Source organism: Streptomyces sp. NPDC058663 (assembly GCF_042716745.1).
In the GTDB taxonomy this organism is placed as follows: Bacteria; Actinomycetota; Actinomycetes; order Streptomycetales; family Streptomycetaceae; genus Streptomyces.
Map to the genome: position 1 here is coordinate 54,842 of NZ_JBHXRV010000021.1, position 13,865 is coordinate 68,706.

Genomic DNA, 13,865 nt, shown 5'->3' on the forward strand with positions numbered 1-13,865 from the left:
CCGAGCTTCCTCTACGAGAAGGGGCACCAGTGGCACACGGATCGCCCATCACCTACCGGTGGCAGCCTGGCGTTCTGCTCCGCGCCTCCACCGCCGCCCAGCACCGCCCCATGCCTGACCTGGACCTGCACGGCGACGATGTTCACATACGGGGCCGTCAGTGGTTGGCCGAAGTATGGGGTGACCCGGTCCCCGAAGCGGTGTCCGCCGCCAGTCCCGCCCTGTGCCAGCGCGTCACCAAGATCCTGAACGGCACCGTCACCGACGCCCGCCCGATCCGCCGGGCCGTCCAGTCCGTCGCGGCCTACCTCCTGCGATGGAACCACCGGCCCACCCCGTTCGGTGTCTTCGCCGGTGTTGCCCCCGTCCTGCCGGCCCGCACGGCATGGGTGGCGTGGGGAGAGGGCTACCGGACGATCCTGCGTGCCGACTCCGACTGGCTGACGGACGTCATCACCCGCCTGGAGGCCAGCCCCGCGCTGCTCGCCCGTCTGACGGTCATGGTGAACAACACCGGCCGCTCTCGCGGGAACCGGCACGTCGTGGAGGGGGAACCGTCCGGCCCGGAGGCCCGTGGGTTCGCCCCGGTGGAGGTATCGGTTCGCAATACCCGACCCGTGGCGGCCGTCCTCGCCGCCGCCCGCTCCCCGATTGCGTACGGCGTGCTGTTGAACAACCTGGCCGAGCAGTTCCCCAGCGCGCACCACGACCAACTCAACCGGCTTTTAACGAACTTACTGAGCGAGCATGTACTGCTCAGCAGCCTGTGGCCCCCGATGGTGACGGTCGACACGCTCGCCCACGTCTGCCTCCAGCTCGACAAGGCCGACGCCGCCCACATCCCCGACATCGCGGACCTGGCAACCCAGCTCACGGACCTCCACGCCCGGATGGACCACCCCACCGGACCGACCCCCTGGGCGCCCGGCTCGGCGCTCGTCCAGGACATGCAGCGCCTCAGCACCGCCGGCCGGGTTCCGCTCCTGATCGACACCGCACTCGACTGCACCCTCGACGTTCCCGAGTCCTTGCTGGACGACGCCGCCGAAGCGGCACAGGTCATGCACCACCTCTCGCCCCACCCGTACGGATATCCGCAATGGCGCGACTACCACCAGCGGTTCCTCGACCGGTACGGCGCCGGTGCCGAGGTGCCGGTGACGGAACTGGTCGCCGACAGCGGCCTCGGGATGCCCTCCGGCTTCCTGGGCTCCGAGCGCACCCGCGCCCCGTACCAGGCCACCGGCCGGGACGAGAAGATCCTGCGCCTGCTCCAGGAGGCGATGCTCGACGGCAGCCGTGAGCTTGTCCTCACCCGCGCGAGGATCGCGGACCTGACCGCCGATCTGGCGGAGCCACCGTTGCCCGTGCCCCGGGCGGAGATCGCCGTGGAAGTCCACGCGCCCACCCTGGAGGCTGTCCAACGTGGCGACTACCGGCTGTGGGTCACCGGAGCGCCGCGCCCCGGCAGCAGCATGCTCGGCCGCTTCGCCCATCTCCTCGCACCGGCCGAGCAGTCCGCGCTCACCTCCTCGTACGCGACCACCAGCCCCGGCGCCCTCCCGGCGCAGTTGTCTTTCACCCCCCGGCGGCGCCGCAACGAGAACGTCTCACGCACCGCGCAGATCCTGCCGCACACCATTCCCCTCGGTGAGCACCACGAGCCCGGCCCGGACGTGATCGAGGTCGACGACCTGGCGGTGACCGCGGACGAGCGCCGGTTCTTCCTGGTGCGCCTGTCGACCGGGCAGCACATCGAGCCCCGCGTCGCCCACGCGCTGGAGGCATCCGTCCACACCCCACCGCTCGCCCGGTTCCTCGCGGAGGTCGCCACCGCACGCAGTGCCGCCTACAAGTCCTTCACGTTCGGCGTGGCCGCCACCCTGCCGTACCTGCCGCGCGTCCGGTACAAGCGGACGATCCTCGCCCCAGCCCGCTGGCTGCTCTCCGCCGACGAGCTGCCCACCCCCTCCGCGCCCATGGCCGACTGGGACACGGTCCTGGACCGGTGGCGTGAACGCCTGCGCGTGCCGGACCGCGTTGCCCTGGTCGAGAACGACCAGCAACTCCATATCGACTTCGGACGGCACATACCCCGGGCGTTGCTGCGCTCCTGCCTGGACCGCACCGGCCTCGTCGAGCTGCGCGAAGCAGGCACCGAGCAGGACAGGGCCTGGATCGGCCGCCCCCACCAGCTCCTGATCCCTCTGGCGAACGCCGCTCCCCCCGCCACGTCCCCCCGCTCGGTCATTCCCACCCTGGTCATACGGCCGACACCAGACCAGCCGTCCGTTCTGTGCGCCCGCCTGTACACACATCCTCAGCGTCACGACGAGATCCTGACCGCTCATCTGCCCCACCTGCTGGGCCAGTTCGAGGACCTGCCCCGCTGGTGGTTCAGCCGCTATCGCAATGCCTTCCGGCCCGACGGGGACCAGCACCTCGTGCTGTACCTGTCCTTGCCAGCGGGTGGGTTCGGCGAGGCCAGTGAACGCGTGGACGGATGGGCCGCTTCCCTGCACCACCAGCGTCTGATCGCCCGCCTCGAAACGGCCAGCTACCAGCCACAGACCGGTCTGTACGGACACGGCCCGGCCCTGGAGGCGGCGCACGCTGTATTCGCCGCCGACGCCGTCGCCGCCGTCTCCCAGATCCGCGCCACCGGTGAGGACAGCATCACGCGGCAGGCCCTTGCCGCGGCAAGCATGGTGGACCTGGCAGTGCAGTTCTTCCACGACCGCGACCGCGCGGCCGACTGGCTGACCCGCACGCTGCCCCGCGAACACGGCCGCCTGGCCCGCGAGTTGAGCCGTCCTGCACTCGCACTGGCCGACCCCGCCCAAGGCGCCCTCCGAGCACTCCCTGGCGGTCCGGAGATCACGGCGGCATGGGAGCACCGTTCTCTCGCCCTCCGCGACTACCGCAACGCCCTGGCGGAGCAAGGCAATCCGAGCCCCGTGCCACGGTCACTGCTTCACCAACACCACCTTCGGGCTCTCCCCGCCGACCCGGACCGCGAACGCACCACCTACCGTCTCGCGCGCAACTGCGCCCTGCACCACCAGGAGCGCCGCCCGTGACCACGACCGCGAGCCCGGCGTTCGCCGTCGATGCCTTCGCTGAGCACCTGGCAGTCCCCGCGCCCCCGCCCGCCGACCGTCCCTGGGAGGCGCAGTCCCTGGCAGCCGGAGCGGCCGGTACCGCTCTGTTGCACATCGAGCGTGCCCGCACAGGGCAGGGGACCTGGAAGCAGGCGCACGCCTGGATTAAGAGCACGGTCGCCACCAGCGTCAGCGCCACCGACACCAGCGGCCTCTACCTCGGTGCGCCCGCCGTCGCCTTCATGTTCCACTGTGCCGTCACCGCCGAGTCCGACCGCTACCACCAGGTGCTGGCCGACCTCGACCGGCACGTCACCGCACTCGCCCATCGCCGTGTCGACGCCGCCGACAGCCGCAGGGATGACGGCCGTCTTCCCACCTTTCATGAGTACGACCTCTTCCACGGGCTGACCGGCATCGGCGCGTACCTTCTGCACCGCGCGCCCGCCAGCCACGCGATGGAACGCGTCCTGAAGTACCTGGTGACGCTCACAGATCCCGCGCTCGATCAGGAACTCGGTGAACTGCCCGGCTGGTGGGTCGGCCACGATCCGCACCTCACGCAGTCTCCGCATTTCCCCGGCGGGCACGCCAATTTCGGCGCCGCCCACGGGATCACAGGACCGCTGCTGCTCCTCGCTCGCGCCCTGCGCCAAGGCGTGACCGTAGCCGGACACGAAGCCGCCATCGACACCATCCTCTACTGGCTGGACGCCTGGCGGCAGGACTACTCCACCGGCCCCTGGTGGCCCGAACACCTCCACCTAGGCGACCTCCACGCGGGCATGCCCCACCGGCCGGGCCCGACCCGGCCCAGTTGGTGCTACGGCACCCCGGGCATCGCCCGCGCGGGACAGCTCGCTGCCCTCGCCCGCCACGACACCGCGCAACAGCACCTGTACGAGAACGCCCTTCTCCGCTGCCTGACCGACCCCGGCCAACTGGCCAGGATCACCGACACGGGTCTGTGCCACGGCTGGGCAGGGGTGTACCAGACGGCGTGGCGCGCAGCCCACGACGCAGCATCTCCCGCCCTTCGGGACGCGCTTCCCGCCTTAGGCGACGCATTGGCCCGCCACGCTCAACCCGGCTCCGACACCAGCTTCCTCCTGGGCGACGCGGGCACTGCCCTCGCGCTGAACACCGCAGTCCACAACGCCGCACCGACCTCGGGATGGGACGCATGCCTGCTGATCGACTGAACCCGGCCACCCCCGTGGAAACCACCCTGCACGCTGTGCTGGAGGTCCTGGCCGGCACGAGCGTCGACACCGCCGCGGCCCACGCCGGACTCGAACCCACCGACCTGAACGCCGCCGTCGCCGTCTACCAGCAGGCCGGGCAGGACGCACTCATCCAGCAGGCCGGCCTCCCAGTCTGGCGGCAGCTGTACGTCCGGTTCACCGACTGGGACAGCGCCGAGCAAGTCGCTGCCGACCACCTGGCCCCCGTCCTGGACTTGGCCGTGGAGGACAAGGTGATCACGGGCTGGTGGTTCATCCGCAAGCACCCGTGCTGGCGGATACGCCTGCTGCCTTCCCTCGGAACGCAGCTCCCTACGGCACTGGTCGACACGCTGATCGAGCTCACCACCGCGGGTCGCATCGACGGCTGGTGGCCGGGCATCTACGAACCCGAGACCGCCGCGTTCGGCGGCGACACCAGCATGAGCATCGCCCATACGCTCTTCCACGCCGACAGCCACGCCGTTCTCACCACCCCCCACGGCGATCTGGGCCGCCGAGAGGTATCGGTGCTGCTGTGCGCCACGCTGATGCGTGCCGCCGGGCTGGAGTGGTACGAGCAGGGCGACGTCTGGCACCGCGTCGCCCGGGAACGTCCGCTCCCCCAGGACGTACCGGTCGAGAAGGTCCGCGCCATGGGCGAGAACCTGCGGCACCTGCTCCTCGCCGACACCAGTGACAACGGCCTCATGCTCCAGTCCGACCGCACCCTGAAGCACGCCGCCGACTGGGTGCGCGCCTTCCGGCACGCGGGCGAAGAGATAGGCGACAGCGCCCGGCACGCCAACCTCGATCGCGGCCTGCGCGAAGTCCTCGCCTACCACGTGATCTTCCACTGGAACCGGATCGGCCTGCACTCCGGCACCCAAAGCCTCCTCGCTCACGCAGCCCGCACCACCACCCTCCACGGTGTGGACTCCACGGAAAGGCCCCAGCCGTGACCACTCCTCTCCCACAGGTACGACTCGACCAGTTCGCCCGCCGCATTCCTCTCATTCCGCGCTCCCACCTCGTCTACCCCACCTTCACCGCCCGTATCGACGAGGTGGCCAACTGCGCGGAGAAGTCCACCCAGGACCGGCCGCTCCCGGAACGGATCAACCTCGCGTGCGCCGCCTGGAACCTCTCCGCACTCGTCGCGTCCGACTGCGGACTGCCCGACCTGGCACGCGACCTGTGCCTGCGCCAACTCCGCATCTTCCAGACCGCCCTGCCGCTCACCGGAGACACCGCCATCGCCGGCCTCCAGCCGATCATCAACCTCGTACGCCTCACCGCACGAGCAGAAGACCCCCAGACCGCCTACCACCAGTTGATGAGCGTGCGTCGCGCACTGCACCAGGGCGGTTCGTTCACCATCCACGGCCACCCCTTCCACTCCGCAGGGTTCGCCACCGAAGCAACCCTGGAGCACATCCAGCCCTGGCTGCACTCCCTCCTCCTCGACGACGGCACACGGCTACTGGCCGCCTCCGGCCAATGGAACAGGGCGGCGCAGCACGCAACCGTCTACGACGAGGCTCCGGCACGGCTGCACACCAGCAGGCAAGCGGCCGTCATCGCGAACCTGCACACCACCGGGGACCCGGTCACGGTTCACTCCCTGCTCGACCGGGCCACGATCACCGAACCATGGGAGCGAGCCGTCGAAAAGATCCTCCGCCACTACGCCGACCATCGGACGAACCGCGCCACCCCTGAAGGGTTCGCGACGGCCGCACGCGCCGTACAGGACGCCTTGGAACCAGGACCCCCGAATCTACGCATGTTCCGGGTAAGGCTGGCACTCGCCGCCATCTCCCTCATGCCGAAGGACCACGAAGCCTGGGGCCAGCCCCTGTACAACGCGATCGTGAGCGACACCGTAGGCAGCGGCGACGCGCACGCCGCACGCGAGATCCTGCGCCAACCCGTTGACCTGGCCAGCAAGTGGTCAGACCGAGAGCTAAGGGCAACCGTCCGCTCCGGACACCTCGGTCAAGGCGCTCTACCGGAACCGGTTCTGTCGACATTGGAGCAGGCCGCCCGAACGGCAGGCGCAAGCCTCATCCACTGCCTCTCCCAGAAAGGGGCGACCTCGCCCCCTTTGCGCCAAGCAAGGGTCAACTGAAGCAACTGGGCACTCTGCACAGTCTGTTCAATCGGGATGCGCAACTAGATCGGCCATGGGCGCTCGCTGCGCACGGTCGTTCTCGTGGCGAGAAACCTCATCCGTCACAGGCGCTTCAGACGTCGGCGATTCGGCCAACCCTGCGCGACCGGGTTCGCCTTCACCGCAACGCCCGCACCTCCGCCTCCTTGCGCGGCAAGGTCCCTCACGCGTCCGAAATCGAGCACGTTCGATTCTGACGCTGCGTCGTTATGCCGAACACCGCCGAGCCATCCGGGTGCGGCACCAACCCCAGGGAGGGGATGCAGGGTGACTGACGCCTCGACTGCACGTACGGAGACGCCACCTCCTCCACCTCCGGCCCACCTCTCCTTCGAGGGTAAGCACGCCAAGAACCCGCTGGCAGAAGCCAGTTTCGCGAAGATGTGCGGACGCCTTCCTTCGGTCCTGCGACACACTGCACGCATGGCCTGGGGCGTCGACAGGTCGGCCGTGGTGCTGCTGCTCGTCTGCCAGGTACTCACCGGGGCTGCAGCCGCCCTCGTACTCGCGTTCACCGCGAAGGCCATGACGCACGTCCTCGGAACCGGCCAGGTGTCCGAACGCTTGCAGGCCGCGCTGCCCGCCCTCGCCGTCGTTACGGCCGCTGCGGGGCTGGGCCGGGTCAGCAGCGCCCTGGCCTCGTATGCCGACGGCCGGATCACCCCTCTGTTGATGACGGAGGCCGACGTCGCTCTCGTGTCCGCGGTATGCCGCGTCGAAGCCGCCACGTACGGAGAGGACGGCTTCTCCGACCGGCAGGAGGCCGCCGAAGTCGGCGTCACCCGCACCCGGATGATGGTCCAGGATGCCCAACGGTTCATGGCCTCACTGGTCCGCATGATCGCAGCGGGCGGGGTCATCACCGCCTTGCAATGGATGATGCTTCCGCTTCTCCTGCTCGCTGTGATCCCGGCCGGCCTGGGGGCCGTGCTGTCCGCACGTGTCGACTACGAGACCCACTACGCCAACGTCGGTGACCGCAACGTACGCGGCACGATGCGCTGGTGGGCCACGTACTCACGCTACGGCGACGAAGTCCGCGCCAACGGCATGACCGGGTACGTCATCTACTGGTACCGCGCCCTGTCCGAGCGTATCGACAAGCGCACCCTGACCGCCGCGCCGCGCATGCTGCGCATCGTCCTGGCCACCAGCGCGCTGGGCGGAGTCTTCCTCCTCGGAACCTGGGCCACCCTGGCGTGGCTGGCCACCACCGGACGCGTCGCCCTCCCGATCGCGGCCACCGCAGTGATCGCCGTCCAGACGACGCTGGGCGCGCTGTCCCAGTTCGTCATCTACGGCGCCGCGCTGTTCCACACCTCGCTCTACCTTGCCGACATGCAGTCCTTTCTCGATACCGCCGCCGACCGGGCTCCCCAGCGGGGCGAGCTGAGCATCGCCGAGCAGGTCGATGAGATCCGCCTCGACGAGGTCGTCTACCAGTACCCAGGCAAGGACGAGCCCGCCGTCGCCGGCGTCTCACTCGCCCTGCGCCGCGGGGAGATCCTGGCCATCGTGGGAGAGAACGGCTCGGGCAAGTCCACCCTCGCCAAGCTGATCACCGGCATCCTGCTCGCAGACAAAGGCCACGTCAGGTGGGACGGCACCGATCTTGCCGACGCCGACCCTGAATCCGTATGGTCACGCACCTCGCTCGTCCCGCAGAACTTCGCCTGCTGGCCTCTGCGCGCTCGCGAGAACATCACCCTCGGGCAGCCCAAGGCCTTTGATGACAGTTTGGCCTGGGAAGCCGTCGACGCCGTCGGAATGCGCGAGGCGATCGAGAAGCTGCCCAAACAGCTCGACACCCTGCTCGCCCGGGAACTCTTCGGCGGAGCAGAGCTGTCCGGAGGTCAGTGGCAGCGAATCGCTTGTGCGAGGGCCCTGTACCGCAGAACCCCGTTGCTGATCCTGGACGAGCCGACCTCTCAGATGGACCCCCGAGGAGAGCACGCCATTTTCATGGAGATCAAGCGGATCGCAGCCGAGCGCATGACGATCGTCGTCACACACCAACTCCAGAACACGCGTCTGGCAGACCGAATCCTGGTCATGGACAAGGGCCGCGTCATCGAACACGGCACGTACGAAGACTTGGCGCACGCTGGAGGGCTGTTCGCAGACCTCGTCGCCCTGACAAAGGATCGGTGACGTCCATGCTCGACCCGGAGCACGACGAACGGCACCACAGAGAGTGGGACGCGGAGTTGAACAGGGAGAGCTGGGTCCGATACGGACAGATGCAACTGGACCGGGGATACCTACCGCCGGTGCCGGAGCAGATGAGGTGGGGGTTCTGGGACGGCGTCGGTCCGGGTACCGAAGCTCTCGGGCCGCTCCACGGGAGGCGGGTGCTGGCCTTCGGTTCAGGGCCGGGGCATCAGGCCGTGCACCTGGCGCGTGACCACGGTGCCCTTGTGGACGCGGTGGAACTGTCACCCACCCAACACCATCGCGCTGTTGCGCAGTTCGGCGACGTTCCTGGCGTTCGGTTCGTGAACGCTGACGTTGTCGAGCACCTTCGTACCGCTGAGCCGTACGACGTGGCGTACGCAATCGGGACCCTCGCATGCAACGACCCTCACTACCTCCTGCCTGCGCTCAGCCACGGGCTCCGAGCCGACGGCAGTCTGGTCTTCGCCGCGCTGCACACCAACCTTCACGGCCAAGGTCCTTCCTCTGTGGTCATGCCCCGCGACGAGATGATCCGGATCAACGGCCAGGAGCCGATCCCACTACAGATGTGGGTTCTGACGCCGCAGCTCTGGGAAGACCTGCTGGTCGACCACGGATTCCGTGTCGACAGCGGCGAACTACTGCGCGCCCCCGAGGCGGACAACCCCGTGGTTGTGCAGCTCATTCGCGCCCGCCGTGTCTCGAACCACGGGCGCATCACGAGCCGTCCACGCACTTCGCGTCCGCCTACTCCCCACGCCGCAGTCGGCGTCGGCGCAATCGTCGTCGGCGAACAAGGGCTCCTGTTGGGACGCCACCGCCGCGGAACGATCGAGCTGCCAGGCGGGACGGTGGAGATCCACGACGGCGGCAGCCTGCAGAAGGCAGTGGCCCGGGAACTCCGTGAAGAGACCGGCCTCGTAGCGCAACCCGAAGACATCATCCTGCTCGGCACGCTCCTCGACCACGTCGGTGAGGTCGTACGCATGACCGTCGGCGCCGTCGTAACCGCCTGGCAGGGCGAGCCCTCCACGCAGCCCGACGAGAGCGTGGGCGAATGGGCCTGGTGGCCCCTGGACCAACTACCGCAAGACGACCTGTTCGAATGCAGCGCCCAAATCCTCACCGCCTGGCGCCCTGATTTGCCCATCGACCACACCCCCGCCCAGTTCGTCCCCTACGCCCGCGAAATCAACAGCCTGACCGCCACGGAGGGGATACGCCGCAATGTCCGCACTCACTAGACCTGCTCAACCATGGTCAGCACGACACCAGCCGCAGCCGACCGCTAGGTGGCAGCCGGTGTAACAGATCACGGCAGTCTGACGTTCGTCGCTGTGAATGGGGTTGGCCTTATGTCAACCCCGCCACGGAAACGGCGCGGAGGACCGAGTGATTACTGCTACAGCTCCCCTCTCACCAGCAGCGGGCCGGGCGTTCTGGCAGGAATCCTTGTTCCCATCGAAGGCCGCGCCGGCACCGCGGCCTTCGACACCCCGCCCCCCGGCGAAGAAGCGGGAGCCAGAGGCGACGCAGCCCACGCTCGGGGATGGACACCCCGAGCCCGCCCTCGACCTCTCGCACATATGGGTTGTCGCTGCCGAGATTCAGGTGGAGCCGCGCGTCGCGAGCATCGCCGACTTCCGCGGCAGCTTCAAGACGAATGCCGGGCAGCGGGTAGACGCTCTGGAGGTGTACTGCAAGGGCTGCCGCCGCCCGTACGACGAGGTGAAGGGCAGAGACTGCGCGGAAAGGCTCGACAACCGGCACCTGGTTGGCGGAGACCAGACGAAGAGGAAGAAGCGCAAGCTCCCACCGCCGCCCAAGGGCACCAAGGTCATACCCGGAACGCAGGTCCAACGACGCGGCATCAACGCGTACATGGCCGGAGTTAGCCGACCCCGCTGACCTCCGCGGTCAAACGGTTAAACGGTCAGGCATTCCTCGGGTAAGGACGCGACACTAACCAGCCCGCGTATCCATCGTGCGCGCTGTGAGTAAAACGTCTGAGACATCCTCGCTACGAAGCATCTTCGCCGAAGTCGCCGGACTCGTCTTCACTGCCGCGGGAACCCTTGTCGCGCTCCTGGCGCTGGGGGCCATTCACCCCTTGCTGAGCTCCGCCGCGGCCGTCGTAGGGTCGGCCGTCCTTTACGGGTATCTGGTGCCGCCGAGAACCCGGCTTGCGCGTGTTCTTGCCAGCATCCAGTTCGCCATCGTGACAGGCGCCGCATTGGGCTGCGCCTTCGCGTACTTCCCTCCGCTCGGTTGGCTCGAAGTCGGGGCGATCCTTGCGTCTGCGGGCGTGTGGCTGGCCAGTGAGGGCGCCTGATGTCACGCCAGTTCTTGCCCGGCCTCCGCCGACTATTCGTCCCGCGCACACCCGTTTCGCCTTCCCTGGAGCAGAAGTCCGCCGGGCCGGTGGGCAGCAGCTACGTCTCCATGACGTACGCGGGAACCACGACCATGTGGGGAACCGAGGGGCGCGCCGCCGGATGGGATCTCGACCGGGTCATTACCGAGGGCTACGAGCGGTCCATCTGGGCGTTCAAGTCCGTCGAGGCGATCTCCAAGCACCCCAGTGCATTGACCCTTGAGATCGGCAAAGGCGGGGACGAGCGGCAGTTCGCGGAAACCCTCACCGATCATCCGCTCTTGCGTGTGCTGAACGTGCAGGCAAACCCGTTGGAACGGGCGACCGTCTTCAAGAAGCGTCTTTCCGCGCAGCTCCTCTTGTCGAAGAAGGGCGCGTTCGTCGAGATCACCCGCTCCCGCGCGGGCACGATCACCCGCCTTGACCTGATGCCGCCGAACAGAGTCGAGCCGATACCAGATCCCCTCGGGGACTACGTGAGCCACTACGAGTTCACAACGTACGACGGGCGAGTCCGCGAGCTGGAGCCCAGCCGGGTCGTGTGGTTGCGCGATCCGCACCCGACGGACCCGTACTGCGGAGTTACCCCGCTGGAAGCCGCGGGCCTGTCCATCGACTTGGACACGAAGGCGCGGATCTACAACATCTCCTTCATCGACAACGACTCTCGGCCGTCGGGAATCATCGGTATCGACGTCGATGGCCTCGACCAGCGCGAGATCGACCGGATTCAGCAACGCCTTGCCCCCGGCGCGCAGAGCGCGGGCGAGACCGTTGTCGTGGGAAGTGGGCCCGGCGGTCTGAACTATGTCGACACGAGCACGCGGCCACGCGACATGAACTACGAAGCGCTGTCGAAGACTGCGAAGGACGAGATCCTGAGCGCGTTCGGGGTTCCCGAGTCGATCGTCGGGAACGCGTCGGAGCGCACGTACGCCAATGCCGACCGCGAGGAGTGGAATTTCTGGCAGCACACTGAACTGCCCCACCTCAGCTTGATCGCGTCGGCCTTCGAACTGGATCTGGACGACGGATGGTCGCTGCGCTTCAACACATCGCCGGTGGAAGCCCTGGAGTACCCGCGTCGCCTTCGCCGGGAGGAAGCCCGCTCTGAATGGACCGCGGGATTGATCACGGTGGACGAGTACCGAGAGATCGCCGGCCGTCGCCCGTTCAACGTCGCTCACACCCGTGCCCTGTGGATCAGCCCGCAGAAGGCGCCCGTGCCTGCGAACGAGCAGGACGCCGCCGCACTCGGCGTCGCCCAGGACCCTGCTCTCGGCGCGCTGCCCGGCGCCCCGGCAGGAAGCGGGACGCCACCGGCGCTCGCTCCGCCCGGGGCTGCGGGCGACACGGCCGCCGCCGCTGTGGCCGAGGCTCGCGGGCAGGACCCCGGCGGCGCCGCCGCGGCCGATGTCGCCGCAGCCCTCAGCACGTCGGACAACGCGGAGACCAACTCGGCGGCATCCGCTGTAGAGCTGGCGCGTCAGGGCATTCCGCTCGCCCTGCCCGGCGCTGCCGTAGACGACGTCATGGCCGCCCGGTCCTCCACCGCTGCTTCGCCACTGGCCGGGGCTGCTGCCGATGATGTCGCCGCTGCTCGAACTCGCACTGAACAGAAGGCCCTGCCCAACGCCGCTTCCCTCGGGTACGAGGTCACCGACGCCGACTTCGACACGGTGGCCGCTGCCGTCACAGCCGCCCTCACAGCCCTTCTCGCTCGACAGGAGGGAGTCATCACCGCCCGCCTCCACGCACCCAAGTCCCGTAAGAACACCCGCTACTGGAAGCCCGAGGGCGAGACGGATCTACGTCACGGGGATGCTCCGATCGACGGTGCGCGCGTCGTCCTCGCAGCACGGTGGGACGAAGAGACCACCGCTACGTTGACGCCGATCCTCCAGCAGTCCGCGACAGCCACAGCAGCAGCTATCAGCCGGAACCTCGCCGGGAACGCGACCGTGCCGCCTGGTGCGGTCACGGCCGCGCTTACGGTCGCCGTCATGGCCGGACGTGCCGTCGCTGCGCTGCTCACTGAACTCGCGGATGTCCTCGATGCGGCACAGAGCGAGCCGGGCACACTCGACGATCTCACCGCCGCGGTCACCTCGTTCTACCGTGAACGTGCCGGCAAGTTCGTGGCACATCTCGCGGAGTCCTGCGCTGTTGCCACGGTCAACGGAGCCGCCGACGCCGCCGCTGAGAGCACCGGGCCCGCCGTACTGCGTGTGTGGACCACCCGGGGTGACACCCGCGTACGGGCCGCACACCAGGCACTCAACGGCACTACCCTCCCCGCCGGCACCCCGTATACCGTCGATGGAGCCCGTCTGCGCTACCCCGGCGACCCGTTCGCGCCGACCGCCCTCACAATCAACTGCCGCTGCCGACTGCACTACTTCGCTGGGGCAGGTGAGCGGCCTTGAACGTCTACCCAGCCCGGCTCGTCCGGGTCATCGACGCCGACACCCTCGACGTGGAAATCGACCTGGGGTTCAGCATCCACATCCGGCAACGGGTCCGTCTCCAGGGCCTGAACGCCCCGGAGAGGAACACCGCCGACGGCAAGGCCGCAATCGACTGGGTACTGGCATGGTTCACGGGCCGTGACCGCTTCACAGTCGAGACTCACCAGCAGGAGAAATACGGACGCTGGCTCGCGACCATCACCGACCCGGACGGCATGAACCTCAACGCGGCTCTCCTCGCCGAGGGTTATGCCGCCTCCTACGACGGCGTTGGTCCTCGTCCCCTTCCTGCGCCCAAGGAGCGCTGACAGCGGGCCGGGGCCCAGTCAGCGAGCACGACCACAGGAACGC

Annotated in this window: 10 protein-coding genes and 1 pseudogene; all 11 read left to right on the plus strand. The window is 68.4% G+C overall.

The window, feature by feature from the left end:
- Positions 1 to 29: 29 nt before the first annotated feature.
- The 11 genes and pseudogenes from ACFWVV_RS17440 (at position 30) to ACFWVV_RS17490 (ending at position 13,822) form a co-directional block, all read left to right on the plus strand.
- Positions 30 to 3,080, plus strand: a complete 3,051-nt coding sequence (locus ACFWVV_RS17440) for a lantibiotic dehydratase (protein ID WP_384351076.1) — start codon at positions 30 to 32, stop codon at positions 3,078 to 3,080.
- Entirely contained in the window at positions 3,077 to 4,303 is a 1,227-nt protein-coding gene (locus ACFWVV_RS17445; RefSeq protein WP_384351079.1) for a lanthionine synthetase C family protein, read from the plus strand. Before ACFWVV_RS17440 ends, ACFWVV_RS17445 begins: the two co-directional genes overlap by 4 nt.
- Entirely contained in the window at positions 4,285 to 5,286 is a 1,002-nt protein-coding gene (locus ACFWVV_RS17450) for a thiopeptide-type bacteriocin biosynthesis protein (protein ID WP_384351081.1), read from the plus strand. The genes ACFWVV_RS17445 and ACFWVV_RS17450 overlap by 19 nt, the downstream gene beginning before the upstream one ends.
- Positions 5,283 to 6,455 carry a hypothetical protein gene (locus tag ACFWVV_RS17455; protein WP_384351084.1) on the plus strand — a complete coding sequence of 391 codons (1,173 nt, stop codon included), beginning with the start codon at positions 5,283 to 5,285 and terminating at the stop codon, positions 6,453 to 6,455. Before ACFWVV_RS17450 ends, ACFWVV_RS17455 begins: the two co-directional genes overlap by 4 nt.
- A gap of 309 nt (positions 6,456 to 6,764) precedes the next feature.
- A complete protein-coding gene (locus ACFWVV_RS17460) occupies positions 6,765 to 8,648 on the plus strand; it encodes an ABC transporter ATP-binding protein (protein ID WP_384351087.1) in 1,884 nt (627 codons plus the stop codon).
- A gap of 131 nt (positions 8,649 to 8,779) precedes the next feature.
- Positions 8,780 to 9,043: pseudogene (locus tag ACFWVV_RS17465) on the plus strand (SAM-dependent methyltransferase); the annotation flags it as partial.
- 141 nt (positions 9,044 to 9,184) lie between these two features.
- Positions 9,185 to 9,916: an NUDIX domain-containing protein gene (locus tag ACFWVV_RS17470; RefSeq protein WP_384351242.1), complete on the plus strand. Its 732-nt coding sequence runs from the start codon at positions 9,185 to 9,187 to the stop codon at positions 9,914 to 9,916.
- A gap of 367 nt (positions 9,917 to 10,283) precedes the next feature.
- A complete protein-coding gene (locus ACFWVV_RS17475; protein WP_384351090.1) occupies positions 10,284 to 10,580 on the plus strand; it encodes a hypothetical protein in 297 nt (98 codons plus the stop codon).
- Between the two features lie 85 nt (positions 10,581 to 10,665).
- Positions 10,666 to 11,004 (plus strand): hypothetical protein, encoded by a 339-nt coding sequence (locus ACFWVV_RS17480; RefSeq protein WP_384351093.1) that lies wholly within the window; start codon positions 10,666 to 10,668, stop codon positions 11,002 to 11,004.
- The gene (locus ACFWVV_RS17485; RefSeq protein ID WP_384351096.1) at positions 11,004 to 13,472 is read left to right on the plus strand and encodes a phage portal protein; all 2,469 of its coding nucleotides are present in this window, start codon (positions 11,004 to 11,006) and stop codon (positions 13,470 to 13,472) included. The genes ACFWVV_RS17480 and ACFWVV_RS17485 overlap by 1 nt, the downstream gene beginning before the upstream one ends.
- The gene (locus tag ACFWVV_RS17490) at positions 13,469 to 13,822 is read left to right on the plus strand and encodes a thermonuclease family protein (protein WP_384351099.1); all 354 of its coding nucleotides are present in this window, start codon (positions 13,469 to 13,471) and stop codon (positions 13,820 to 13,822) included. The genes ACFWVV_RS17485 and ACFWVV_RS17490 overlap by 4 nt, the downstream gene beginning before the upstream one ends.
- Positions 13,823 to 13,865 lie beyond the last annotated feature (43 nt).

Coding starts and splice junctions, on each gene's coding strand:
- ACFWVV_RS17470 (WP_384351242.1), top strand. CDS start 9,185: ATGCCCCGCGACGAGATGATCCGGATCAACGGCCAGGAGCCGATCCCA.
- ACFWVV_RS17485 (WP_384351096.1), top strand. CDS start 11,004: ATGTCACGCCAGTTCTTGCCCGGCCTCCGCCGACTATTCGTCCCGCGC.
- ACFWVV_RS17450 (WP_384351081.1), top strand. CDS start 4,285: ATGCCTGCTGATCGACTGAACCCGGCCACCCCCGTGGAAACCACCCTG.